Origin of the sequence: Acidovorax sp. KKS102, from assembly GCF_000302535.1 — a bacterium.
In the GTDB taxonomy this organism is placed as follows: domain Bacteria; phylum Pseudomonadota; class Gammaproteobacteria; order Burkholderiales; family Burkholderiaceae_C; genus Acidovorax.
In genome coordinates this window covers 3,795,557-3,819,321 of the sequence record NC_018708.1, presented here as the reverse complement: position 1 = coordinate 3,819,321, position 23,765 = coordinate 3,795,557, and the positions used below count along the sequence as shown (strand labels likewise).

Annotated in this window: 20 protein-coding genes; 8 read left to right on the top strand and 12 right to left on the bottom strand. The window is 65.4% G+C overall.

What is annotated here, in order from left to right; genetic code table 11:
* Positions 1-12: 12 nt before the first annotated feature.
* Complete coding sequence (locus C380_RS17495) at positions 13-1,146, bottom strand: sterol desaturase family protein (protein ID WP_015015166.1); 1,134 nt, start codon at positions 1,144-1,146, stop codon at positions 13-15.
* Between the two features lie 118 nt (positions 1,147-1,264).
* Here C380_RS17495 and C380_RS17490 point away from each other — a divergent pair, with 118 nt between their 5' ends.
* Entirely contained in the window at positions 1,265-1,753 is a 489-nt protein-coding gene (locus C380_RS17490; RefSeq protein WP_015015165.1) for an acyl-CoA thioesterase, read from the top strand.
* Between the two features lie 103 nt (positions 1,754-1,856).
* Here C380_RS17490 and C380_RS17485 read toward each other — a convergent pair whose 3' ends face one another.
* From C380_RS17485 to nirB, 7 genes are all read right to left on the bottom strand, one after another.
* Positions 1,857-2,561, bottom strand: coding sequence for a type IV pili methyl-accepting chemotaxis transducer N-terminal domain-containing protein (locus tag C380_RS17485; protein WP_015015164.1), 705 nt, complete (start codon positions 2,559-2,561; stop codon positions 1,857-1,859).
* Positions 2,562-2,802: 241 nt separating this feature from the next.
* Positions 2,803-3,636, bottom strand: a complete 834-nt coding sequence (gene cobA, locus C380_RS17480; protein ID WP_015015163.1) for a uroporphyrinogen-III C-methyltransferase — start codon at positions 3,634-3,636, stop codon at positions 2,803-2,805.
* The gene (ybiB, locus tag C380_RS17475) at positions 3,633-4,556 is read right to left on the bottom strand and encodes a DNA-binding protein YbiB (protein ID WP_015015162.1); all 924 of its coding nucleotides are present in this window, start codon (positions 4,554-4,556) and stop codon (positions 3,633-3,635) included. Before ybiB ends, cobA begins: the two co-directional genes overlap by 4 nt.
* Positions 4,557-4,886: 330 nt before the next feature.
* Positions 4,887-7,724 (bottom strand): nitrate reductase, encoded by a 2,838-nt coding sequence (locus C380_RS17470; RefSeq protein ID WP_015015161.1) that lies wholly within the window; start codon positions 7,722-7,724, stop codon positions 4,887-4,889.
* Positions 7,725-7,851: 127 nt separating this feature from the next.
* Positions 7,852-8,253, bottom strand: a complete 402-nt coding sequence (nirD, locus tag C380_RS17465; RefSeq protein ID WP_005798149.1) for a nitrite reductase small subunit NirD — start codon at positions 8,251-8,253, stop codon at positions 7,852-7,854.
* Positions 8,254-8,321: 68 nt separating this feature from the next.
* Positions 8,322-9,134: a type IV pili methyl-accepting chemotaxis transducer N-terminal domain-containing protein gene (locus C380_RS17460; RefSeq protein WP_015015160.1), complete on the bottom strand. Its 813-nt coding sequence runs from the start codon at positions 9,132-9,134 to the stop codon at positions 8,322-8,324.
* Between the two features lie 20 nt (positions 9,135-9,154).
* On the bottom strand, positions 9,155-11,602 hold the full coding sequence (gene nirB, locus C380_RS17455; protein WP_015015159.1) for a nitrite reductase large subunit NirB: 2,448 nt from the start codon (positions 11,600-11,602) through the stop codon (positions 9,155-9,157).
* A gap of 333 nt (positions 11,603-11,935) precedes the next feature.
* On the opposite strand from nirB, the gene C380_RS17450 reads away from it, so the two are divergent.
* Positions 11,936-13,693: a bifunctional protein-serine/threonine kinase/phosphatase gene (locus C380_RS17450; protein WP_015015158.1), complete on the top strand. Its 1,758-nt coding sequence runs from the start codon at positions 11,936-11,938 to the stop codon at positions 13,691-13,693.
* A 111-nt stretch (positions 13,694-13,804) separates the two neighbouring features.
* Here C380_RS17450 and C380_RS17445 read toward each other — a convergent pair whose 3' ends face one another.
* Positions 13,805-15,019, bottom strand: a complete 1,215-nt coding sequence (locus tag C380_RS17445; protein ID WP_015015157.1) for a nitrate/nitrite transporter — start codon at positions 15,017-15,019, stop codon at positions 13,805-13,807.
* A 487-nt stretch (positions 15,020-15,506) separates the two neighbouring features.
* Here C380_RS17445 and C380_RS17440 point away from each other — a divergent pair, with 487 nt between their 5' ends.
* Entirely contained in the window at positions 15,507-17,156 is a 1,650-nt protein-coding gene (locus C380_RS17440) for a methyl-accepting chemotaxis protein (RefSeq protein ID WP_015015156.1), read from the top strand.
* A 132-nt stretch (positions 17,157-17,288) separates the two neighbouring features.
* Here C380_RS17440 and C380_RS17435 read toward each other — a convergent pair whose 3' ends face one another.
* Positions 17,289-18,326 carry a LacI family DNA-binding transcriptional regulator gene (locus tag C380_RS17435; RefSeq protein WP_015015155.1) on the bottom strand — a complete coding sequence of 346 codons (1,038 nt, stop codon included), beginning with the start codon at positions 18,324-18,326 and terminating at the stop codon, positions 17,289-17,291.
* Between the two features lie 168 nt (positions 18,327-18,494).
* On the opposite strand from C380_RS17435, the gene C380_RS17430 reads away from it, so the two are divergent.
* The 4 genes from C380_RS17430 to C380_RS17415 are packed head-to-tail and all read left to right on the top strand — an operon-like array spanning position 18,495 to position 21,901.
* On the top strand, positions 18,495-19,016 hold the full coding sequence (locus C380_RS17430) for a gluconokinase (protein WP_015015154.1): 522 nt from the start codon (positions 18,495-18,497) through the stop codon (positions 19,014-19,016).
* Complete coding sequence (locus C380_RS17425; protein WP_015015153.1) at positions 19,013-19,525, top strand: TRAP transporter small permease; 513 nt, start codon at positions 19,013-19,015, stop codon at positions 19,523-19,525. Before C380_RS17430 ends, C380_RS17425 begins: the two co-directional genes overlap by 4 nt.
* Positions 19,525-20,826 carry a TRAP transporter large permease gene (locus C380_RS17420; protein ID WP_051022559.1) on the top strand — a complete coding sequence of 434 codons (1,302 nt, stop codon included), beginning with the start codon at positions 19,525-19,527 and terminating at the stop codon, positions 20,824-20,826. The genes C380_RS17425 and C380_RS17420 overlap by 1 nt, the downstream gene beginning before the upstream one ends.
* Positions 20,827-20,881: 55 nt before the next feature.
* Positions 20,882-21,901 (top strand): TRAP transporter substrate-binding protein, encoded by a 1,020-nt coding sequence (locus C380_RS17415; protein ID WP_015015151.1) that lies wholly within the window; start codon positions 20,882-20,884, stop codon positions 21,899-21,901.
* A gap of 158 nt (positions 21,902-22,059) precedes the next feature.
* Here the strand turns inward: C380_RS17415 and C380_RS17410 are convergent, their stop codons facing one another.
* Positions 22,060-22,353, bottom strand: coding sequence for a hypothetical protein (locus C380_RS17410; RefSeq protein ID WP_015015150.1), 294 nt, complete (start codon positions 22,351-22,353; stop codon positions 22,060-22,062).
* Between the two features lie 85 nt (positions 22,354-22,438).
* Positions 22,439-22,729 (bottom strand): DUF4148 domain-containing protein, encoded by a 291-nt coding sequence (locus C380_RS17405; RefSeq protein ID WP_015015149.1) that lies wholly within the window; start codon positions 22,727-22,729, stop codon positions 22,439-22,441.
* Positions 22,730-23,267: 538 nt separating this feature from the next.
* On the opposite strand from C380_RS17405, the gene C380_RS17400 reads away from it, so the two are divergent.
* Positions 23,268-23,705: a CBS domain-containing protein gene (locus tag C380_RS17400; protein WP_015015148.1), complete on the top strand. Its 438-nt coding sequence runs from the start codon at positions 23,268-23,270 to the stop codon at positions 23,703-23,705.
* The last annotated feature ends 60 nt before the right edge of the window (positions 23,706-23,765 follow it).

Sequence of the window (23,765 nt, the reverse complement as noted above, 5' to 3'; positions counted from 1 at the left end):
AATGAGGAGCCCTCACCCCTTCCAGGTGAACGGAAACTTGAACTGCTTCACAAAGCCGTTGGGCACGTAGTCGCCCAGCACGCCGTAGTGCTCGGGCCAGAGCTTGGTGCTTTTGACGGCGGTACCAAACAGGTAGTCCAGAAACGCGAAGTGCGCGGCGTAGTTCTTGTCCAGCGCCTCCTGGTCCTGGCTGTGGTGCCAGTGGTGGAAGTTGGGCGTGACCAGCACGTAGCGCAGCGGCCCCAGGCGCACGCTCACATTGGCGTGGTTGAACACCGCCTGGAAGCCCACCACCACGATGTACGCATCGATCACTTCCTTGCTGAAGCCCAGCACATAGATGGGGGCCAGCACCAACGTGCGGGTGATCAGCAGCTCCAGGATGTGCTGGCGCGAGCCGGCCATCCAGTCCATGCTTTTGACGCTGTGGTGCACGGCGTGCAAGCGCCACAGCAGCGGCACCTCGTGGTAGGCGCGGTGCGTCCAGTACTGCACCAGGTCGGCCACCAGAATGATGAGGAACAGCGCCACCCAGAAGTTCAGGCCCTGCACCCAGCCGCGAATGCCGTCGCTGGCCGCCCAGCCAAAGAACTTGTGCACGATGAGGTTGGTGGCCAACAGCACAAAGCCCACCACCATGTGGTTGACGATGAAGTGGTGAAAGTCCGTCTGCCACTCGGCGCGGAAGATGGGCTGGTCCTTGCGCAGAGCGAACAGCTTCTCGATGAAGATGAAGATCAGCGAGCTGCCCAGCAGGTCGAGGATGAACCAGTCGAGGCCGATGTACGGCGTGTTGTCGGGAAAGTTCGGGTCCACCTCCACCTTGTGGCCGCCCAGCAGCGCAGTGATCGCCACGATGGCAAACGCAAAGGTGGCCAGCCAGCGGGCGCGGTTGAACACAATGTTGACCAGCGAGATGCCGCCCGCAATCGCCATGGCCACCAGCATGATGTTGCGGATCACCGTCACGTCGTAGCTTTTGCGCAGCTGTGGCGTGGTGAGGTACTCGGGAAAGTGAAAGGCCAGCACGCCCAGAAAGCACAGGATGGCCAGCGTGAGCGCAATCACGCCCGACACCAGTCCCTTGCCGGTGCGCAATGCGCCATGGCTTTCGGTGAATTCGTTGAGTTTTTCTAGTTCGATCATCGGTTCCTCCTCGCACCCGATCTGCAGGTGCTGCGCGAGTGTAGCGAAGCCGCCACCCGCAGTGCCAGGGGCTCAACTTGCACGCGACGCAGCGCGCATGGCTTTCTAAAATCGCTGCATGAACATCCCTTCACACCAACTGAGCATGACCGTGCTCATGTCGCCCGACATGGCCAACTTTTCGGGCAACGTGCACGGCGGCGCCATCCTCAAGCTGCTGGACCAGGTGGCGTACTCGTGCGCCAGCCGCTATTCGGGCTGCTACACCGTGACGCTGAGCGTGGACCAGGTGATGTTCTTGCAGCCCATCCATGTGGGCGAGCTGGTGACCTTTCTGGCCAGCGTGAACTACACGGGCAGCTCGTCGATGGAAGTCGGCATTAAGGTGGTGGCCGAAGAGATCCGTTCGCAGGTGGTGCGGCACGTCAACAGCTGCTTCTTCACCATGGTGGCTGTGGACGAGGCGCGCAAGCCCGTGCAGGTGCCGCCACTGACGCCCTCCACCCCCGACGAGCGCCGCCGCTGGGACGCTGCGTTGATGCGCAAGACGCTGCGCAAGGAGCTGGCGCAGCGGTTTCAACAGGTGCGCGAAACCGCCGGGCAGTAGTGCGTTGAGGGGGCGCCTTGAGTGGGCGCCTTGAATGGACGGCATCGAAGGCCCTGGGTCCATCGCCCCGGGCCTTCTCTTTTTCTCGCCCACGCTCAGCCGCTCAGGCCGCGCTGCGGCTGCGTCCGGCCAGCGACACGGCCTGCAGTGACAGGCCATCGATCTCGTTGGTGATGCCCGACAGCACATTGGCCACCACTGCAAACTCGCGCCCGTGCTGCCCGGCACGCGCCGCCATCACCTGCGCGTTGAAGCTGACCACCTTGGCCTCGCGCGCCACGGTCTGGATTGAGGCCACGATGCCCGCCAGCTCTTTCATCAAGGTTTCGGACTGCGCCTTGCTCACCTGGTCGAACGCCGTGGTGGCCGTGTTGAGGGCGTCGAGCACGCCATCGGTGGTTTCCACCAAGCGGGCCAGTGCGTCTTCCACGCGCGGGCTCTGGCGCTCGGCCAGGTCCAGCGCTGTGCCGACCTGCTGCGCAAACGCGTCGATGGTGGCGCCCACACCCTGGGGGCCGTGGTAGGCCTTGCGGATGATCTCGGCACTGGTGGCATCCAGGTGGCGTGGCGTGTCCACCAGCCGTGCCTGGCTGTCGGTGAACAGGGTGAGCGAGCTGCGCGCGGCCTTCAGGTGCAGGTCGCTGCCGCGTGCGGCCAGCACGGTCTGCAGCACCATGCGCTGCGACAGCATGCGCTGGCGTGCCGCCAGGTTGACGAGTGACATGCCCGCGTCGCGCGAGGGAGCCTGTGTGGAAGACGACAGCGTGGGCAGGCTGGAAGTGCGTGCAGGGAGGGGAAAGGCTGCCATGGTGCTCCTTGTGCGGGTTGCATTCAGATGCATGCTTTCAAGCAATACCCGGGCCAATGTGCATGCAGGCGCGTGACCCAATGCGGTGCTGTGTAGAGGGAGGCCGTGCTGAATGAAACACGCGACGGCGCAGCGCGTAGGCACGCCTTGGAGCGCCTTGTTTTGCGCCCGTGCACGGTGCATCCCCGACCTGCGCAGCGGGCAATCGGGCCGGTGGACTTGTGGAGGTCGTTGAGTGCGTTCAGCCCGCGCGCCGGGCCTGCAACGGCGCTGCACCCGCGTCCTGCACGGCCAGCGCAACACCGCGCACCACATCGCCCACCACGATCACCGAAGGGCTGGCCAGCCCTTCGCGGGTGATGGTGGCGTGCAGTGAACCCAGGGTGGTGATGGCATGCCGCTGGTGCGGCAGGCTCGCGTGCTGGATGACGGCCACAGGCGTATCGGCGGGCAGGCCGGTGAGCAGTTCCTGCTCGATGGTGGCGGCGCCGCTCACGCCCATGTAGATGACCAGCGTGAGCTTGGCGTCGCGCGCCGTGGCGGCCAGTTGGCGCCAGTCAGTGCCCGCGTCGCCGGGCTTGGCGTGGCCGGTGACAAACACCACGCCATGGGCATGCTCGCGGTGCGTGAGCGGTGCGCCCAGCGAGGTCAGCCCGGCGAGCCCTGCGGTGATGCCGTTGATGACGGTGACCTCAACACCTGCAGCGCGCAGGTGCTCCACCTCTTCGCCGCCGCGGCCAAAGATGAACGGGTCGCCGCCCTTGAGGCGCACCACGTTCTCGCCTTCGTTCACGGCCATCAGCATGAGCTTTTCGATGAAGGCCTGGGGCGTGCTTTTGCAGCCGCCGCGCTTGCCTACGTAGACGATGCGCGCCGTGGGCGAGGCATGTGCCACGATGGCATCGCTCACCAGGTCATCCACCAGCAGCACCGTGGCAGCCTGGATGGCCTTGAGCGCCTTCAGGGTGAGCAGCTCCGGGTCACCCGGGCCTGCGCCTACCAGCGTGCAACGGCCGCCGGTGCCCAGGTCGGGTGGGGCTGTGGGCGGTATGGTGGAAGGCGTGGGGCGGGTCATGGGGATGTCTCCGAAGCAGTTTGACCAGCAACGTGCAAGATGTGTTCCACCTGCCGCTTGATGGCGGGTGGAATCGGTAACTCGCCCGCCAGCACCTGGCGTGTGTAGGTGGCCGTAGTGACCACATCGATCTCGGCGGGCAGGCCCGGCACCTCGCTGGCCGTGCCCGGTTGCTGTGCCTCCAGCACCGTGTGTTCGCCGCGCACAAAGCCGTCGTAGCGCGGCGTGCGGCGTGGGTCGGTAGCGACCTCGCCCTCCAGCCCGCGCGAGAGCAAGGCGTTCATGCCCAGCGTGCGGAAGGTGGTCTGCAGCATCTCGAAATATTCGGGGTGGGTGTATGCGGTGACTACCACCGACGGCCCTGCGCAAGGGCTCATCAGCTTGACCACGCTGTGCCCCGGGTTGCGCAGACCCACCACCTCGCGCACTGCCAGCAGGCGCGCCAGCCCCGCGTGCAGGTGCTGGGTATGGATATGGCGCACCGTGCCGTTTGCTATCTTTTCAGGAGCTATCAGGGCAGGTACTTCTAGCGCATCAAGCACATCCGATGCCAAAACGCGCCGCGCCTCGGTGCGCATGCCGTGCAGCAGCACGGGCAACCCTTCACGGGCCAGCAGCAGCGCCAGCAGCGGCGTCAGCACCGGCAGCTTGCGCGCGCCGTTGTAGCTGGGCAGCACGATGAGCGGGCGGTCGGTGGCGGGCAGCAGCGCCAGGCGCTGGTGCGTGGCATCCAGAAAGCCGCACATCTCTTCAGACGTCTCGCCCTTGATGCGCATGGCCAGGCAGAAGGCGCCGATCTCCAGGTCGGTCACGGCGCCGTCCAGCACCTGGCCGAACAGGTCTGCAGCCTGCTCGCGCGACAGCGGCTTGGCGCCGCGCGCGCCGCGTCCGATTTCCTTGATGTACTGGGCGATGGCCATGGTTCTTTGTGGCGGGACTTGTGAAACAGGGCTCTAGTGTGGTGTTGCACGCTATCTGGCACTGCAAACCGTGTCTTTTCGGCCAGGGCTGCGTTGCAAATCCTCGCGATACCTCCGGGTATCGCTGTGGTTTGCGCCTTGCCCTGACCAAAAATCCATCGGTTTTCATGTGCCAGTTAGCGTGCAATACCACACTGGCGTCGTTATCTCGGCTTGCCGTACAAGGTGTACTGTCTGCGCCGAAAGCGCCTAGCTGGAGCCCTGTTGCACAAGTCCTGGTGGGGTTTGTTGGTCTGAGGTCTATTTTCCTGCAAGCAAGAGAACTTTTGGTTATATGACGGCCTGCGCGAACGGCTTGGATGCCAGCGGCCCCGTGGCCCGCACCATGCGCTTGAGTTCGGGCACGCACGAGCCGCAGTTGGTGCCGCAGCGCAGTTGCCCTTGCAACTGGGCCAGGCGGTCGTCGTCGGTGCCGTGGCAGTGCGCCAGTTGGGCGGTGATGGCGGCGTCTGTCACGTTGAAGCAGGTGCACACCGGCTTGCCGCGCGACTGCACGGCCACAGGGGCCTTGGCGCCGGGCACCAGCAGCAGGCGGCCGTAGGTCTGTGCGGGCAGTTCTTCCTGCAGCAGGGTCTTGAGCCAGCCTTCGGCGCTGGTGTCGCCCGCGAGCACGATGCCTTCGAGCGTGGTGTTGTCGCCCTGGCGCGCCAGCCGTGCGGCCCGGCGCTGGCCGCGTTTTTTGTCGGCGTAGCGCAGCGTGTCTGCGCCTGCCATGCCCAGCAGGGCTTCGATCTGTGCGATCAGCGCGTCGGGCGGTGCCTCGTGGGCGGCGGCGCGCAGCAGCACCCCGGTGCGCTCGCGGCCGGGCTCATCCAGCGGGGTGTTGTTGCTGAAGGGCACGCAGCTCGCGAACGGGAACTGCGCCATCAGCGCAGACAGCGCTTCGCGTGTGGCCTGGGTTTTGTCGGCGGGCAGCCATGCCATGGCCAGCAGCGTCCACGGCAGTTCGGCCTTGAGCACCTTGACGGCGGCGTGTTTCAGCTCGGGCTGTTTGGAGGTGGGGCAGAACGCCGAGGTGGTGAGCGCATTCACGCCCGCCAGCCGTTCGCCGGTGGAAGACACGCCGCTCAAAAACTCGCTGCCCCAATGCATCGCCATGAACACCTGCGACAGGCCCAGCGTGGTGTCGGCTTGCACGGGCACCACGATGGAGCCGCGCTTGCTGGTCACGTGCACCAGGTCGCCGCTGGCGAGCTTGCGCCGCTCCATGTCCTGCGGGTGCATCTGCAGACTGGGTTCGGCCACATGGCCAAACAAGCGGCCCAGCGTGCCGGTGCGGGTCATGCCGTGCCACTGGTCGCGCAGACGGCCGGTGGTCAGGCTGAAGGGGTAGCGCGACTCGCGGGGCTCTGCGGTGGGCTGCCATGCGTGGGCGGCAAAACGCGCGCGGCCATCAGCGGTGGGGAAGATGCCGTCTTGGTACAGGCGTGCCTTGCCGGTGGGGGCGCCTTCAGGCAGCGGCCACTGCTGCGGGCCTTGCGCTTCAAGCATGTCCCACGACAAACCGGTGATATCCAGGTCGCGCCCGCGTGTGCTTTCTCGGTGTTCGTTCCAGACCGCTTCGGCACCTGCGTCGGCAGCGTCGGTGGCGTAGGGGAACAGCGTCGGCGCGCCGGGCCGCAGGCGCGCCTCCAGCTGGTGCGCAAACTGCACCGCAATGGCCCAGTCGTGCCGCGCCAGGCCGGGCGCAGGCACGGCAGTGCGCACGCGCGAGATGCGGCGCTCGCTGTTGGTCACGGTGCCGGTTTTCTCGCCCCAGGTGGTGGCGGGCAGCAGCAGGTCTGCGTAGTCGCAGGTGGCTGCCGTGGCAAAGGCCTCTTGCACCACCACAAACTCGGCGCGTTGCAGCGCGCGGCGCACGGTGGCCTGGTCGGGCATGCTTTGCGCGGGGTTGGTGCAAGCAATCCACAGGGCCTTGATCTCGCCGTCGGCAGCGGCCTGGAACATCTCCACCGCCGTCTTGCCGGGCTTGGATGGCACATCGGCCACGCCCCACAGCGCGGCGACTTCGGCGCGGTGCTGCGGGTTGGCCAGGTCGCGGTGGGCGCTGAGCAGGTTGGCCAGGCCGCCGACTTCGCGCCCACCCATGGCGTTGGGCTGGCCCGTCAGGCTGAAGGGGCCGGCGCCGGGCTTGCCGATCTGCGCGGTGGCCAGGTGCAGGTTGATGAGCGCAGCGTTTTTGGCGGTGCCGCTGCTGCTCTGGTTCAGGCCCTGGCAGTACAGGCTCAAGGTCGCTTTGGACGTTGCGAACCACTTGGCCGCCGTGGTCAGGTCGGCCACGCTGATGCCGCAGGTCTGCGCCACGCGCTCGGGCGTGCAGTCGCGCACCAGGGCCTTGAGTTCGTCAAAGCCCGTGGTGTGCGCGGCGATGTATTCGGCGTCGGTCCAGCCCTCCCACAGCATCAGGTGCAGCATGCCGTTGAACAGCATCACGTCGCTGCCGGGCTGGATGGGCAAGAACAGGTCGGCCATGCCGGCCGTGTCGGTGCGGCGCGGGTCGGCCACGATGACCTTCATGCCCGGGTTGGCGGCGCGTGCGTCTTCGATGCGGCGGAACAGAATGGGGTGCGCCCAGGCCGCGTTGCTGCCCACGATGAACAGGCACTGCGCGTGTTTCACGTCGTCGTAGCAGGCGGGCGGCGCGTCGGCGCCCAGGGTCTGCTTGTAGCCCGCCACCGCGCTGCTCATGCACAGGCGCGAGTTGGTGTCGATGTTGTTGGTGCCGATCAGGCCCTTGGCGAGTTTGTTGAAGACGTAGTAGTCCTCCGTCAGCAACTGGCCGCTGACGTAAAAGCCCACGGCGTCAGGGCCGTACTGGGCGATGGTGTGGGCGAACTTGTCTGCGGCCAGCGCCAGTGCGGCGTCCCAGGTCACGGGCAGGGCGGCTTCGTTGCGCTGTGCGCGTTGCAGGGGGTGCAGCAGGCGGGTTTGCAGGGTGACCGGACTGGTGGCGGTGAGGTGCAGGGTCGAGCCCTTGGTGCACAGGCGGCCAAAGTTGGCGGGGTGTGTGGGGTCGCCGCGCACACCGGTGATCTGGGTGCCTGTGCTTTCGATGATCACGCCGCAGCCTACGCCGCAGTAGGGGCAGGTGGATTTGGTTTCTTGCATGGCGTGGTTGGGGTTGTTTTGGCCTCAGGCGCTAGTGCATGTTGCGCTGTCAGCTATTGTTTTGATAGGGTTGTCGTGTCCTCGCCGGGTACGCATGCGGCGCCTGGGGCGCAACACTCTCCACCGCTCACACGCCCACCGTTCTGCGCGCAGGCCCTGCGATGGGGCGCGTCAAATCCGTGGCCACCGTCGCCAGCTCGCTCGCGTCCAGGTACACCGCGCCGTCTTCCACCTTCACGGCAAACTTCGGCGTGCAGCCCTCATCGGGCGCCGAGGCCTGGCCGTCGCACAGGCCAATGGTCCAGTTGTGCAGGGGGCACGCCACATGGGTGCCAAACACGATGCCCTGGCTCAGCGGGCCGCCCTTGTGCGGGCAGCGGTCCAGCAGCGCGAACACGCCACCGGCGTCGTTGCGGAAGATGGCCACGTCCAGGCCCTGGGGGCGCGCCACGCGGCGTGAGCCCAGCACGGGGATGTCGTCCACCCGGCAGATCAGCTTCCATTCAGGGGTTGGGTTGTTGGTGGTCATGGGAATCGTCCTTGGTGTTGTTCGGTGGGATGTCAGGGGCGCGCAGGGGGCCGTTGCAGGACAGGCCTTCAGCTGCTGCCCAGCGCTGCATACAGGCCGGTCACGCGGTCCATGCTGGCGAGCAGGTTTTCGCTGCTCACAAACACTTCAGACACCTGGCGGAAGGTGTTGTTGCTGGTGCCCAGGCGTTGCAACGCGGCGTCAAAAAACACCCACTGGCCATCGGCCAGCAAAAGCTCTTGGCGGATGCGGTTGGTGGCCTGCGGCGCGTTGCGCAGCAGCTCGGTGGCGCTGATGAACTCGTCGCGCGCCTTGGCGATCTCGGTGGTGGCGGTGGAGGTGTCCACCCCCAGCATGGCCGACAGGCAGAACTTGGCCATGCGCTGGCTCAGCATGCGCTGGCGGCCTGCCACGTTGACCAGCTTGCCCACGGGCTTGCCCGAGGCGGCTTCGTACTGCACGGTGCCCTGGTGGGCCAGGGCCAGCACCTTGGCGTCGGCCTGCAGCAGGGCGGCCGCGCCGTCGCGCGACGGCGCGGTGCCCAGCAGCGTGGCCTTGTGGTCGGTCCAGGCCGATTCCAGCTTGGTGTAGGTGTCGCGGATGGTGGGCGAGGGCGCGTATGCCTTGAGTTCGCCCAGCTGGCGCTCGAACAGCGCCAACGACTGGTCCAGCACGGCGCGTGCAGCAGGCGTGTCGGATTTGTGCGCCAACGCCAGCCAGGCCTTGCCCATGCGCTGGCTCAGCATGCGCTGGCGACCTGCCTTGTTGATGGCGTCGTTCAGGTCGGTGACCTGGGCCTGGGCGGTGCCCAGCGACATGATGCCCAGGGTGCTCCAGGCCGTGGTGTAGCCGGCGGCGGTCAGCAAGGTGCGGCGTTGCATGGTGTGGGGCTCCGGGCGCTTCAGGCAGCGGTCAGCGGGGCAAACTGGCGCGTGTCCACGGCTGCCTTGTCAAACTCGAACCAGGGGTCGGGCTCGCCGTCCAGCGCGAACTGCAGCTGCTCCCACAGCGCCTTGCGGCCTTCGTGGTCTTCCAGAATGCGCTTTTTCACATAGTCCAGGCCCACGCGGCTCACGTAGTGCACGGTGCGCTCCAGGTACCAGCCTTCCTGGCGGTACAGCTCGCAGAACGCGCCGGTGTACTCCAGCACTTCCTCGGCGGTTTTCAGCTTGGTGAAGAAGTGCGCCACCTCGGTCTTGATGCCGCCGTTGCCAGCGATGTACATCTCCCAGCCGCTGTCCACGCCGATGATGCCCACGTCCTTGATGCCGGCTTCTGCGCAGTTGCGCGGGCAGCCGCTCACCGCAAACTTGACCTTGTGCGGGGCGTACATGCGCCACATGGCGCGCTCCAGGTCCTTGCCCATCTGCGTGCTGTCCTGCGTGCCCATGCGGCACCACTCGCTGCCCACACAGGTCTTTACGGTGCGCAGCGCCTTGGCATAGGCGTGGCCGCTGGGCATGCCGATGTCCTTCCACACGTTGACCAGGTCTTCCTTCTTCACGCCCAAGAGGTCAATGCGCTGGCCGCCTGTGACCTTCACGGTGGGGATGTGGTACTTGTCCACCGCATCGGCAATGCGGCGCAGCTCGTCGGCCGTGGTCTCGCCGCCCCACATGCGGGGGATGACGCTGTAGGTGCCATCTTTTTGGATGTTGGCGTGGCTGCGCTCGTTGATGGCGCGGCTTTGCGGGTCGTCCTTGGCGTCCTTGGGCCAGGTGCTGATGAGGTAGTAGTTGACGGCGGGGCGGCAGCTGGCGCAGCCGTTGGGCGTCTTCCATTCCATGAACTCGAAAACGTCGCCAATGCTCAGCAGCTTGTTGGCACGGATCGCGTCGCGCACCGCCTGGTGTCCGTGGTCGGTGCAGCCGCACATGGCCTTGGTCCTGGGCGTGGCGCTGTAGTCGCCACCGGCGGTGAACATGATGATCTGCTCGACCAGGCCCGTGCACGAACCGCACGATGCGCTGGCCTTGGTGTGCTTGCGCACTTCGTCGAGCGTGAACAGGCCCTTGTCCTTGATGGCCTTGCAGATGGCGCCCTTGGTCACGCCGTTGCAGCCGCAGACCTCGTCGCTGTCCTGCATGGCGGCGGCCTTGCTCTGGCCCTGGTGGCCGGTGTCGCCCAGGTGCGATTCGCCAAACATCAGCTTGTCGCGGATGTCGCTCACGCTGCGGCCATCGCGCAGCAGCTTGAAGTACCAGCTGCCGTCCACCGTGTCGCCATACAGGCAGGCGCCCACCAGCTTGTCGTCCTTGATGACCAGCTTTTTGTACACACCGCCAAAGGGGTCGCTCATCACGATCTCTTCGGTGTTCTCGCCGCCCTGGAAGTCGCCTGCACTGAACAGGTCAATCCCCGTCACCTTGAGCTTGGTGGACGTGAGCGATCCCTGGTAGCGGCCGATGCCGAACTCGGCCAGATGGTTGGCCAGCACCTTGCCCTGCTCAAACAGCGGCGCCACCAGACCATAGGCAATCCCCCGGTGGGCAGCGCATTCGCCCACGGCGTAAATGCGCGCATCGGTGGTGGTTTGCAGCGTGTCGCTCACCACAATGCCGCGGTTCACGTGCAGGCGGATTTTTTCGGCCAGTGCTGTGTTGGGGCGAATGCCCACGGCCATCACCACCAGGTCGGCGGGCACCTCGGTGCCGTCCTTGAACTTGACGGCGCACACGCGGCCCTCGGCGTTGCCGACCAGCTCCTGGGTCTGCGCCTTCATCAGGAACTGCATGCCGCGCTCTTGCAGCGACTTTTGCAGCATCTTGCCGGCCACGTCGTCCAGTTGGCGCTCCATCAGCCAGTCGCCCACGTGCACCACGCTCACTTGCATGCCGCGCTTCATCAGGCCGTTGGCGGCTTCCAGGCCCAGCAGGCCACCGCCGATGACCACGGCGTGCTTGTAGGTGGCAGCGGCGTCGATCATGGCCTGTGTGTCGGCAATGTCGCGGTAGGCCAGCACGCCCTGGAGGTCTTTGCCGGGCACGGGCAGGATGAAGGGGTTGGAGCCCGTGGCCATGATGAGGCGGTCGTACTCGGCGGTGATCACGTCACCGTCTTTGCTGGTGGCGGTGACCACGCGGCGCACGCGGTCCACATCGGTCACGGTGAAGCCGGTGTGCAGCGTGATGTGGTTGTCGGCGTACCACTGCCAGTCGTTGAGGATGATTTCGTCAATCGTCTGCTCGCCCGCCAGCACGGGCGACAGCAGAATGCGGTTGTAGTTGGGGTGCGGCTCGGCCCCGAAGACCGTGATGTCATACAGATCGGGGGCAATCTTGAGCAGCTCTTCCAGCGTGCGCACACCGGCCATGCCGTTCCCCACCATCACCAGTTTGAGCTTTTTCATCGTGACTCCGTCGGTTCCATCGCCTGGGCGATGCCAAAAACAAAAAAGGCGTCCACACGATGCAGCTCCGACCTTTCATCGAAACCGCATGTGGGGACGCCTTCGTCCATACAACCCCTTGGTGCGCCGTTGCACCGCTGAATTGCGTGGCCCCGTGGGGCCGTTGCTTTGGGTAAGCAATGGCCGTGCCAGAGTTTGTGCACTGATCTGGGGTGACAGCACAGGGGCCCGCCCTGCGCAGCACGCGTTGGGGGGCGGTAGCCGTGGACCGGGCTGCGCGCAGCGGTGCATGCATGCACCAGCTTGGGCATGGAACCTGCATGGAGGTGGTGCATGAGTTTTGAACTGGACATCGGCCACACCTCGCAGGCTGGGCGCAACGAAGTCAATGAAGACTTTGCCGCCCTGTTGCAGGGGCAGGGGCGCGACCGCGAACGCGGCGCCATCGCTGCCATTGCCGATGGCGTGAGCACCGGGGGCAACGGGCGCGAAGCCGCCCAGACCACGGTGAACACGCTGGTGAACGACTACTTCGCCACGCCCGACACCTGGGACACCACCGTGGCGCTGGACCGAATCCTGAGCGCGCACAACGGCTGGCTCGCGTCGATGAACCGGCGCCGCCAGCCCGCCGTGGGCCTGACCACGCTCACCGCCATCGTGCTGCGCGGCCAGTCGTACACGCTGGCCCATGTGGGTGACACGCGCGCCTATCTGCTGCGGGGCGGCCGGCTGCAGCTGCTGACGACCGACCATGTGATGGCGCAGCGCGACTTTGCGCATCAGCTCACCCGCGCCATGGGCCTGGACGACCATGTGGTGGTGGACTACAGCCAGGGCGAACTGCACAGCGGCGACCTGCTGGTGCTGCTGTCCGATGGCGTGCACGGCAGCTTGCCCGAGCGTGAGCTGCGCCAGCTTCTGCGGGCGGACGCGAGCGCCCAGGCACTGAGCGACGAGATCACGCGCGCAGCCCTGCGCCGGGGCAGCACCGACAACGTGACCGCACTGGTGGTGCGGGTGCAAGGGGTGCTGGAGGCCACCTTGCAGGACGAGTCCCGCCGAGCCCTGCAGTTGCCGGTGTTGCCCTTGCTTAAAGTGGGTGACCCCGTGGATGGCCTGGTGGTGACCGCGCTGGTGGCCGACAGCGGCGTGCACCGCATCTACCAGGTGCGCGACCCGGCCACCCAGCGGCTGTATGCGCTCAAGACCCTAGTCCCTGCCCGCGCGCACGACGCGCAGGAGCGCGCCACGCTGGCGCACGAAGCCTGGGTGGCCCGGCGCATGCAGTCCGGCCACGCGGCAGTGCACTTGGCGCGCCTGAACACCTGGCCGCCCGAGCAGGGCGGTGCAGGCCCCGGCGCCAGCGCGTTTTATCTGCTCTACGACTGGCACGCTGGGCAGACCCTGGGCCAGCGCCTGCGTGCCCGCCAGCACCTGGGTGTGCCCCAGGTCGTGTCGGTGGTGATGCAGGCGGCGCAGGTGCTGGGCTGGCTGCACCGGCAAGGGGTGGTGCACCGCGACATCAAGCCTGACAACCTGCACCTGGGCGAAGACGGCGTGCTGCGGGTGCTGGACCTGGGCGTGGCCCTGTCAGGCCGCGAGCCCGAGGCCACGCGCCGCCTGCACGCAGGCACCCCCAGCTACATGAACCCTGAGCAGTGGCCCGGCTACGAAAAGAACGGCGACCCGGCCGGCCAGTTGCCCGATGCGGGCAGCGACCTGTTTGCCCTGGGCGTCACGCTGTACCAGTTGCTGAGCCACGGGCGCCTGCCCTATGGCGAGGTGGTGCAGTACCAGCTGGGCCGCTACCACCGCGACCCGGTGGCGCCCAGCCGCCACCACCCCAGCGTGCCCATCTGGCTGGACCAGATCGCCTTGAAGGCCGTGGCCCGCCAGTGCACGCAGCGCTTTGAAACCGCCGAGGAGTTGCTGCTGGCGCTGGAACGGGGTGCGTCGCGTCCCTTGTCCGCCCCGGGCCCACAGCCGCTGATGCAACGCGATGCCACGGCGCTGTGGAAGATCGCGTTGGTGGTGAGCGTGCTGGTGAACCTGTTGCTGGTGTACTGGCTGCTGTTTTTGCCGAGGTGAGGTGAGTAACTTGCTATTGAAAATATAGCTATCAAGGCATTTTTAAACTGCGCTTGGTGGCTATTTGGCTTGAAATGTGGCGAGCGCTTGCGCGCTCACCGGCTGCGCCGGTCATGCGCTGCGCGCGCGTCCACCTTTCTCCGCCCACGTGCGGGTCCAGCGGATCTGCATCACCCGCAACAACACCAGCATGGCGGCGGCACACGCCGCAATGCCCACGAAGCCCCACAGATAGGTGCCTGTGTACTGGCGCGAAAAGCCCATGCCGTTGGGGATGAGGCCGCCGCCCAGCGCGCCGATTTCGCCAATCATCGAGCCCGCCACCGCCGTGGACAGCGGCCAGCGCAGCGGCACCAGCTGGAACAGCGCGCCGTTGCCCGCGCCCAGTGCCGCAAAACACACCAGAAACAGCAGCATGGTCACCGGCAGCGAGTTCTCGGCCAGGCCGCACAGCACCATGCTCACGGCGGTGATGGCCAGCACACCCGTGAGCGTGTTGACGCCGCCCCAGTGGTCCGACAGCCAGCCACCCATCACCCGCAGTGCGGCACCCAGAAAGGCCGCCAGCATGGTCAGCTGCCCGGCCTGCACCTTGCTCACGCCAAACTGGTCGTAGAAGTAGCTGGGCAAGAAGGCCGTGAGACCGATGAAGCCGCCAAACGTCACGGCGTAGATCAGGCTGAAGGCCCAGCCGTCTTTCTCGAACAGGCAGGCAATGTGCTCGCGGAACGTGGCGTGGGGCGCGAGGTCCGGTGGCTCCTTGGCATACACCGCCATCACCACGGCGGGCACAGCCACGCTCACGGCGGCAAAGCCATACACCGCCTGCCAGCCAAATTGCTGCGCCAGAGAGGGCGCCATCAGGGCGGCCACCGCCGTGCCCACATTGCCTGCGCCCACGATGCCCATGGCCAGCCCCTTGAAGGGCGGTGGGAACGAGCCCGAGCCCAGCGACAGCGCCACGCCAAAGCTCGCCCCCGCTACGCCCAGCAGAATGCCCAGCGCCAGCAGGTCGTTGAAGGTGTGCACGAACAGGTAGCCGTAGCCCATGGCCACAAAGATGCCCGCCATCTCGACCAGCGTGGCGCGCTTGCGCCCGATGTACTGCGCCAGGATGCCCAGCGGAAACCGCATCAGCGCGCCCGCAAAAATGGGGATGGACAGCATCATCCCCATTTGCGTGGGGGAGAGCTGGAAGCTCTCGCGGATGAACGGCGCCATCGCACCGTTGATGACCCACACCGCGCACGAAAAACCGAAGTACAGAAACGACGCCCACAGCGTGGGGGCGTGGCCGGATTTGAGGAACTCTCTGAAGTAATGCATGGGTGTGAGTGCAAAGGGCAGGGGGCTTGCCCCTTGGCCCGGCCAGAAAACAAAAAGGCGTCCACACGGACCACGCGGGCTGACCAGCCCCAACGCACTCCATGAAGACGCCAACGTCCTGTTCGCCCAATCCGCCATTGCACCGGGCTGACACGCGGCCAGCGTTGGCCGCGCCTAGTGGCAAGCAATGGCTATGCCAGTGCCCGTGCAAGCGGCTGTTTGGGCAAAAAACCAGCGAATGTGCAGGTATTTATTGCGCTGGAAGCTATCGAAATGGAAGCAGATACACCCATTCGGTGCTCACATTGGTGCACTACAGCGCGGCATCGCGTGCTGTGTTGGCGTTTTGCACCAAGTTGGAGATGGTGTGCGGCGGCACCAACAACTTGTTTCAAATCACGCCGATTGCGCGTACGATGAAATCGGCATCTTCCACTGTTGCGTTGCTCTCCAGAACAGGGCAACCAGTCCTCCCGAAGAGGTTCCTATGCGCGTCAATCTGCCGGTCAGCCAGCACGAATATGCGTTTCCCAAGGGCCAGACCCTGGTGTCCACCACGGACCTCAAGGGCCGCATCCTGTACTGCAACCCGATGTTCATCGAGGTCAGCGGCTACGAAAAGGAAGAGTTGCTGGGCCAGCCCCACAACATCGTGCGACACCCCGACATGCCCGAGGAGGCCTACCGCGACATGTGGGAGACCATTGCCAAGGGCATCCCCTGGTCGGCCCCCGTCAAGAACCGGCGCAAGGACGGCACGTTTTACTGGGTGATGGCCAACGTCACTCCGCTTATGCAGGGCGACCAGCCCACCGGCTACATGTCGGTACGCACCGAAGCGACGCGCGAGCAGATCCAGGCGGCGGATGCGCTGTACAAGCAGATGCAGGCCGAAAAACAAGCCGGCACGCTGGTGCACCGGCTGTCGGCTGGTCAGCTGGTCAAAGACACGCTTTGGGGCCGCGTGGGCCGTGCCCTGGCACTGGGGCCCATGGGCAAGATGATGGCGTGCACCCTGCTGCTGGTGGTGGCTTCGTGGTGCGCGGCCTTGCTGGGCGGGCACACGCTGTCGCTGGCCTCGGGGGCGGCGTGGCTCGGGGTTGTGGTGTTGGCGCTGGGCATGGCGGTCTACCTGCACCAGGTCACGGTGGCACCGTTGTCGCAAATGCTGTTGTGGGCCAACCGCATGGCGGCGGGTGACCTTACCCAGAAGATATCGGCCACGCGCAGCGACACCGTGGGCCAGCTGCAAAAGGCGCTGGCGCAGCTCAACGTGAACCTGCTGTCCATCGTGCGCGACGCGCGGCAGGAGAGCGAGCACATGCAGGTCTCCACCCGGGAGATCGCCCAGGGCAACCAGGACCTGTCGTCGCGCACCGAGGCGCAGGCCAGCAACCTGCAGCAGACCGCCGCGTCGATGGAAGAGATCACCGGCACCGTCAAGCAGACCGCAGAATCCGCGCGCCAGGCCTCGGTGCTGGCCACGCAGGCCACCCAGGTCGCTGAGCGCAGCAGCAGCGCGGTGGACAGTGTGGCCGACACCATGAAGCAGATCCAGGCCGCGTCCGGCCGCATCAGCGAGATCACGCAGCTGATCGACTCCATTGCCTTCCAGACAAACATCCTCGCGCTGAACGCAGCGGTGGAGGCGGCCCGCGCTGGCGACCAGGGGCGTGGCTTTGCGGTGGTGGCCTCAGAGGTGCGCAGCCTGTCGCACCGCACGCTCTCGGCCGCCAAGGAGATCCGCCAGCTCATCGATGACTCGGCCACCAAGGTCACTGAAGGCCATGAAAAGACCGATGCTGCGCAAAAGACCATGGCCGAGTCGCTGGAGCTGGTGCGCCGGGTCAACACGCTGATCGGCGAGATCCACAGCGCGTCGAATGAGCAGCTCAGCGGCATCTCGCAGGTCAACTCGGCCGTGGCGCAGCTCGATACCATCACGCAGCAAAACGCCGCGCTGGTGGAAGAGAACGCGGCATCGGCCATGCAGCTCAATGGCCAGGCGCAGACCATGACCGAGACGGTGCAGGTGTTCCGCATCGACGCGTCGGCACCCACCCAGTCGCGCGATGCGGTGGCGCTGCGCAAGGAGATGAAGGCCTCGTCGAGCAGCCGGGCGCTTGCGGCGGCCTGAGTTTTTGCGGAGCCGCGCCGCACGGTGCCGCCCCCGAGCCGGCACGGTGCCTCAGTGCCTCCCTGCAACGGATGTCGCCAAGCCTCGGTCAGCGCCTTGCTGGAGGGCCGGCGCGCAGCGGATCAACAGACATCAGGTGCTCTCGCGCACCGTCAGCTCAAACCCCAGATTCACCGAGTTGTGCTCGGGCACCTCGCCGCGCATCAGCGCCAGCAGCATGCGTGCGCTGGCCTCGCCCACTGCTGCACGGGGTGTGCGCACCGTGGTCAGCGGCGGCAGCATCTGGTCGCTGCCTGCCAGGTCGTTGAAGCCCGCAATCGCCACCTGACCGGGCACCGAAAGACCCAGGCGCTGCGCGGCCAGCAGGCCACCCTGGGCCAAGTCGTCATTGCAGAAGAACACGGCATCGACACCCGGGCGGGTGCGCAGCAGCTCTTCCAGCAGTTCGCCACCCAGGCGCATCGACGAGGGCTGAGGGCTCAGCAGTTCCAGCTTGGGGTCGTACAGGCCTGCGTCGCGCAGACAGCGGCGGTAGCCCTCGGCGCGTTGCATGGTGCGTGGGTCCAGCTGGGCCGCCACAAAGGCAATTTTTTGATAGCCCCGTGCCAGCAGATGGGCCGTCATGCTGTGGCCCGCGTCCTGCTGCGAAAACCCCACGCAGAACACGCCTGGTGCCGAGGTCATTTCCATCAGGTGCACGCAAGGCACGCCGCTGGCGGCAATCAGGTGGCGCGAGGCCTCGGTGCGGTCAAAGCCGGTGACCAGCAGGCCCGCCGGGCGGTGCGCGAGGTAGGTGCGCAGCAGTTGCTCTTCCTCTTGCGGGTCGTAGTGCGTCACGCCGATCAGCGCCTGGTAGCCCTGCGGGAACAGGGTGCGGTGCACGGCTTCCAGCACGTCCACAAACAGCGCGTTGGACAGCAGCGGCACCAGCACCGGCACCTGCACGCTGCGCTGTGACGCCAGTGCGCGGGCGGCGGGGTCGGGCACATAGCCCAGTTGCTCTGCCGCGGCCTTCACGCGCTGCACCAGTTCTTGCGCCACTCCGCGCTCGCCCCGCAAGGCGCGGGACGCGGTGATGGGGCTGACCTCGGCGGCCTTGGCCACGTCGCTCAGAGTGATGCGGCCGCTGGAACGGCGTTTGGCGTCGGGTTTTGTCTCGGGTTTGTTCAAGGGTTAACCCTCATGGGGCTGGGGGAGGATCTGGTTAGGATAGCGCTGTCCAAACTCTTGGGCAAGGCAACGCCAGCCATTTTGGATCAAGTTGCTCAGCTTGCCACAGTTTGTGGGGCATCCAGACCGGGTGCCTTTTTTATGGATTGTTTGGATAGCGCTACCAATATGAGTTTTCAAGCGTCACCCGCTTTTGTGGTCGTCATGGGCGTGGCGGGCTGCGGCAAGTCCAGCCTGGGTTCTGCCCTGGCACAGGCCGAGGGCCTGCCCCTGATCGAAGGGGACGACCACCACAGCCCTGCCAGCCGCGAAAAGATGCGCCAGGGCATTGCACTGACCGATGCAGACCGGGAAGGCTGGCTGACCACCTTGGGGCAACTGCTACAAGCCCAGCCCCAGGGCGCGGTGCTGACCTGCTCGGCGCTCAAGAAGGTCTACCGGGACCGCTTGCGCAACGCCTGCCCCGGGCTGCGGTTTGTCTTTCTGGAGATTGACCGCGCGAGCGCAGGCCAACGCGTGGCTGCCCGTGCGGGCACCCACTTTTTCTCCAGCGCCTTGGTGGACAGCCAGTTCGCCACGCTGGAATCCCCAGTGGGCGAGGCGGGCGTGCTGCGCCTGGATGCATTGCTGGACCTGCCCACGCTGCAACAGCAAGCCTCGGCCTGGCTGGCCACGAAGGAGACCGCATGAGTTCCCCCGCACAACAAGCCGTGCCGCAAAGCCGCTTTGCCCGGGTCTCCCAGGTGCTCATGGCCAGCTGCCTGGGCGTGATGGCCGTGGCCGTGTTCATCAACGTGGTGCTGCGCTACGGCTTTGGCAGTGGCGTGGCGGCCAGCGAAGAGCTGTCGCGCCTGCTGTTCGTCTGGATGGTGTTCATCGGTGCCGCAGCGGCCTACCCGGGAGGTGAACACATGGCCTTCACCAGCCTGGCAGGCCTGCTGGCCCAACGCCCGGTGGCCTTTGGTGTGCTCACGGCCGTGATCCGGCTGCTGGTGATCGCCGCCTGCGCCATGCTGGCCTGGGGCGCCTGGCAACAGGTGGTGGTGGGCATGGGCAGCCGCTCGGTGGTCATGGCCTACCCGGCGGCCTTGCTGCCGCTGCCAGCCTTTTTGTGTGCGGTGGCCATCGGGGTGATGGCGACCATTGAATTGATTCAACGCAAGCCCTTGGACCTGGGCCACGGCGCGGAGGTGGAGTGATGTTCGGACTGACGCCTGAAGCCTTGGCCTTTGTGGTCTTTTCGCTGGGCATGCTGGTGCTGATGGGCACCGGCATGAACATGGGCCTCGCCCTGGTGCTCACGGGCGCTGGCATGGCCTGGGTGCTGGACTTCTGGGACGCGCAGCTGCTGGCCCAGAACCTGGTGGCGGGGGTGGACAGCTTTCCGCTGCTGGCCGTGCCCTTCTTCATCCTGGCCGGTGAGCTGATGAACTCGGGCGGCATCAGCCGCCGCATCATCGACATGGCGCAGGCCTGGGTGGGGCACATCCGGGGCGGGCTGGGTTACGTGGCCATTGGCGCTGCGGTGCTCATGGCCAGCATGAGCGGCTCGGCCCTGGCCGACACGGCAGCCTTGGCCACCATCCTGCTGCCCATGATGCGGCAGCAGGGCTACCCCATGAACACGTCTGCTGGGCTGATCGCCTCGGGCGGCATCATTGCACCCATCATCCCGCCGTCCATGCCGTTCGTGATCTATGGCGTGACGACCAACACCTCGATCTCGGCGCTGTTTGTGTCGGGCATCGTGCCGGGGCTGATGATGGGTGTGGGCCTCATCTTTGCCTGGCGCTGGGTGCTGCGCGGCATGAACCTGCCCCAGGGCGAGCCCTTGCCCATCAAGGACCGTCTGCGCGCCACAGTGCGCGCCTTCTGGGCCATGCTGATGCCGCTCATCATCATCGGCGGCATGAAGACGGGCGTGTTCACCCCCACGGAAGCCGCCGTGGTGGCCGCGTTCTACGCCCTGGTGGTGGCGCTGTTCGTGCACCGCGAGATGAAGCTGGCCGACATCTATGGCGTGCTGGTGCGCGCAGCCAAGACGACCTCCGTCGTGATGTTTTTGTGTGCTGGCGCCCAGGTGGCCAGCTACATGATCACGCTGGCCGACCTGCCTAATGTGTTGACGAACTGGCTGGGCCCGCTGGTGGAGAACCCGCGCCTGCTGATGGCCGTGATGATGATCGTGCTGGTGCTCATCGGCACGGCGCTGGACCTCACGCCCACCATCCTGATCTTTGCGCCCGTGATGCTGCCCATCGCCGTCAAGGCGGGGATCGATCCGGTGTATTTCGGTCTGATGTTCGTGCTCAACGGCGCCATCGGCCTCATCACCCCGCCGGTCGGCACCGTGCTCAACGTGGTCGCCGGGGTAGGGCGCATCTCGATGCACAGCGTCATCAAGGGCGTGAACCCGTTTCTCATCACCTACGTGCTGATCCTGGCGTTGCTGGTGGTCTTCCCGCAGATCGTGACTGCGCCCGTCGTCTGGCTGCGCTAGCCGTTAGCTGTTTGCTTGTTCCTCTTTCCCGTTTTTCTTGCCAATGGAGACAACCATGAAAACTTTCCGTCGCACCCTGCTGGCCGCTCTGTCGGTCGCTGCCATCACCTGCTCGTTCCAGGCCGCAGCCCAAGACTTCAAGCCGCGCATCATCCGTTTTGGCTACGGCCTCAACGAGGACTCCAACCAGGGCCGGGCCACCAAACTGTTTGCCCAGGAAGTGGAAAAGGCCTCGGGCGGCAAGATGAAGATTCGCGCCATCGGTGCCGCCGCGCTGGGCTCGGACGTGCAGATGCAGCAGGCCCTGATCGGCGGCGCGCAGGAGATGATGGTGGGCTCCACGGCCACGCTGGTGGGCATCACCAAGGAAATGGCGATCTGGGACACGCCGTTCCTGTTCAACAACGCCAAGGAAGCCGATGTGGTGCTGGACGGCCCCGTGGGCCAGAAGGTGATGGACAAACTGCAGGAAAAGGGCCTGGTGGGCCTGGTGTACTGGGAAAACGGTTTCCGTAACCTCACCAACAGCAAGCGCCCGGTCAACAAGCTGGAAGACATGGATGGCATCAAGCTGCGCGTAATGCAGAACAACGTGTTCCTCGACAGCTTCAAGACCCTGGGTGCCAACGCTGTGCCGCTGCCGTTCTCCGAACTCTTCACCGCGCTGGAAACCAAGACGGTGGACGGCCAGGAGAACCCCTACAACACCATCCTGTCGAGCAAGTTCTATGAGGTGCAGAAGTACCTCACGGTGACCAACCACGTCTACAGCCCCTGGATCGTGCTGGTCAGCAAGAAGTACTGGGACGGCCTGTCGAAGGCCGAGCAGAAGGTGCTGCTCGATGCCGCCAAGAAGAGCCGCGACTTCGAGCGCCAGGACACGCGTGCGGAGGCCGACAAGGCGCTGGCCGACCTCAAGGGCAAGGGCATGCAGGTCAACGAACTGCCCGCCGCCGAAGCCAACCGCATGCGCGAAAAGCTCAGTGCTGTGAACGCCAGCATTGCCGCCAACGTGGGTGAGGGTTTGTGGAAGGAAGTGCAGGGAGCCGTGGCCCAGGCGCGCGCTGGCAAGTAAGTTGGGGTGGACGCCATTGGCAGCCTTTGAGCTGTCGATGGCAGGCTTCGACCCATCCGTGTAGCGAAGCGCCATGAAAAAGGCCGAGGCCCCAACAGGGGCCTCGGCCTTTTGGCATTTGCAATCTTCCGCCTGCACCGGAGTGCAGGCCGGTCCAATTACAGGGAGCCGATTTCGCCGGAAGAGATCTGGCCGGTGCGCACAGCTTCGGCAGCCTGGGCACGCACGGCAGCGCGGTCGGCCGTGGACTTGTAAGTCACCACACGCGAACCAGCGGGTTCGATGGAGCGGGTTTGTGCCACGGTAGCGGCTTCGGCTTGCACTTCAGCGCGGGTGCGGTTGGTTTCAAACTTGGTGGCGAATTGCGAAGCATCGGCTTCGTCAGCCTGGGCACCAAAAGAGGCGAAAGCAGCCACAGCAGCGATGGAGAGGAAACGGGCAGTATTGTTCATGATGAAACTCCTGTGAAATTCAAAAAATTGGGGACGATGTGTCTGGAATACGCAGTGGGTGACGCGGTGGATTCAACGGGTTGAATCAGCCGCCTTCAGCGGGGCCCACGCGGCCAGTGCGCATGGCTTGTGCGGCAGCTTCGGCACGCACGGCAGCGCGGTCAGCCGTGGACTTGTAGGTCACCACGCGGGAGCCAGCGGGCTCTTGGCTGCGCATTTGCACGGCGGTGGTGGCTTCAGCGATCACTTCAGCGCGGGTGCGGCTGGTCTGGAATTGGGTGGCGAATTGCGAAGCATCGGCTTCGTCAGCCTGGGCGCCAAAAGAGGCGAAAGCAGCCACAGCGGCGATAGACAGGAAACGTGCGGTGTTGTTCATGATGGAAATCCTTGAAGTTAAAAAAGCGTCTCAAAAAAACCGGGTGAAGATCAGAAACGACTCGCTTCGCACCGGGTTCGGTGAGTCGCCTTGCGGGTTCGGCTCATCGATGGGATGAACTGTACGCCGGTGCTGTTCAGAGAAAAACCACTGAGTCGCGAACTAACTGTTCCAGTATTGGAAACAATCTTTCGGGCTGTCTGCCGTGTTTGCCGGCCTTTGGAACCCTGGCGGCTAGCCAAGGAAACCGCTGGGCGCTGGCACGCGGCAGATGTCGAAAAGAGGAGCGTGGTCGGTGCGGTGAACATGGGCTCCATCGTGCCGGGGCAGCCCGGGGGCGTCGTCTCGCCGCGGTTTCGCTTCTTTTCAGTTTGTTTCGCGGCGTGCGCTATGCAACGGCGCGGAAACATCCGTTGCGTTCGCCGCGCAACAGCACGCTCAAAAAGCGCCGCACATGGGGCTTGCGTGGGTTGCGCCCACGGGGCTTATGGGCTGAAATCTCTCTGTGCCTGTTTCCGTTTTCACGAGGGAGGTTTCCATGACCGCAGTCGCCAAGATTCTTCAGTCCAAACCCGACGCCACCGTCCACACCATCAGCCCTGCTGCCTCCGTGCTGGACGCTCTCCAGCTCATGGCCGACAAGGGCATTGGCGCGCTCATCGTGACCGAGGGCGCGTCCATCGTCGGCATCTTCACCGAGCGGGACTACGCCCGCAAAATTGCCCTCATGGGGCGCACGTCGGCCGTCACCCAGGTCAAGGATGTGATGACCTCGGCCGTGATGTTTGTGCGCCCGGACCAGACCAGCGAGCAGTGCATGCAGCTCATGAGCAACAACCGCCTGCGCCACCTGCCCGTGGTGGATGGCGGCAAGCTCGTGGGCATGATTTCCATTGGCGACCTGGTCAAGGACATCATCTCCGAGCAGAAATTCATCATTGAGCAGTTGGAGAACTACATCACCGGGAGCCATTGAGGGCAACTCCCCGAGGCGCTATGCGCCTTCTGCCCCTTCTCTGAAGGGTTGTGCCGTTCA

Excerpts from the sequence above, each read along its gene's own strand:
- C380_RS17420 (WP_051022559.1), top strand. The coding sequence starts at position 19,525 with ATGTTCGGACTGACGCCTGAAGCCTTGGCCTTTGTGGTCTTTTCGCTG.
- C380_RS17490 (WP_015015165.1), top strand. The coding sequence starts at position 1,265 with ATGAACATCCCTTCACACCAACTGAGCATGACCGTGCTCATGTCGCCC.
- C380_RS17415 (WP_015015151.1), top strand. The coding sequence starts at position 20,882 with ATGAAAACTTTCCGTCGCACCCTGCTGGCCGCTCTGTCGGTCGCTGCC.
- C380_RS17410 (WP_015015150.1), bottom strand. The coding sequence starts at position 22,353 with ATGAACAATACTGCCCGTTTCCTCTCCATCGCTGCTGTGGCTGCTTTC.
- C380_RS17425 (WP_015015153.1), top strand. The coding sequence starts at position 19,013 with ATGAGTTCCCCCGCACAACAAGCCGTGCCGCAAAGCCGCTTTGCCCGG.
- C380_RS17460 (WP_015015160.1), bottom strand. The coding sequence starts at position 9,134 with ATGCAACGCCGCACCTTGCTGACCGCCGCCGGCTACACCACGGCCTGG.
- C380_RS17445 (WP_015015157.1), bottom strand. The coding sequence starts at position 15,019 with ATGCATTACTTCAGAGAGTTCCTCAAATCCGGCCACGCCCCCACGCTG.
- C380_RS17400 (WP_015015148.1), top strand. The coding sequence starts at position 23,268 with ATGACCGCAGTCGCCAAGATTCTTCAGTCCAAACCCGACGCCACCGTC.
- C380_RS17440 (WP_015015156.1), top strand. The coding sequence starts at position 15,507 with ATGCGCGTCAATCTGCCGGTCAGCCAGCACGAATATGCGTTTCCCAAG.
- nirD (WP_005798149.1), bottom strand. The coding sequence starts at position 8,253 with ATGACCACCAACAACCCAACCCCTGAATGGAAGCTGATCTGCCGGGTG.
- nirB (WP_015015159.1), bottom strand. The coding sequence starts at position 11,602 with ATGAAAAAGCTCAAACTGGTGATGGTGGGGAACGGCATGGCCGGTGTG.
- C380_RS17495 (WP_015015166.1), bottom strand. The coding sequence starts at position 1,146 with ATGATCGAACTAGAAAAACTCAACGAATTCACCGAAAGCCATGGCGCA.
- C380_RS17430 (WP_015015154.1), top strand. The coding sequence starts at position 18,495 with ATGAGTTTTCAAGCGTCACCCGCTTTTGTGGTCGTCATGGGCGTGGCG.
- C380_RS17450 (WP_015015158.1), top strand. The coding sequence starts at position 11,936 with ATGAGTTTTGAACTGGACATCGGCCACACCTCGCAGGCTGGGCGCAAC.
- C380_RS17485 (WP_015015164.1), bottom strand. The coding sequence starts at position 2,561 with ATGGCAGCCTTTCCCCTCCCTGCACGCACTTCCAGCCTGCCCACGCTG.
- C380_RS17405 (WP_015015149.1), bottom strand. The coding sequence starts at position 22,729 with ATGAACAACACCGCACGTTTCCTGTCTATCGCCGCTGTGGCTGCTTTC.
- ybiB (WP_015015162.1), bottom strand. The coding sequence starts at position 4,556 with ATGGCCATCGCCCAGTACATCAAGGAAATCGGACGCGGCGCGCGCGGC.
- cobA (WP_015015163.1), bottom strand. The coding sequence starts at position 3,636 with ATGACCCGCCCCACGCCTTCCACCATACCGCCCACAGCCCCACCCGAC.
- C380_RS17470 (WP_015015161.1), bottom strand. The coding sequence starts at position 7,724 with ATGCAAGAAACCAAATCCACCTGCCCCTACTGCGGCGTAGGCTGCGGC.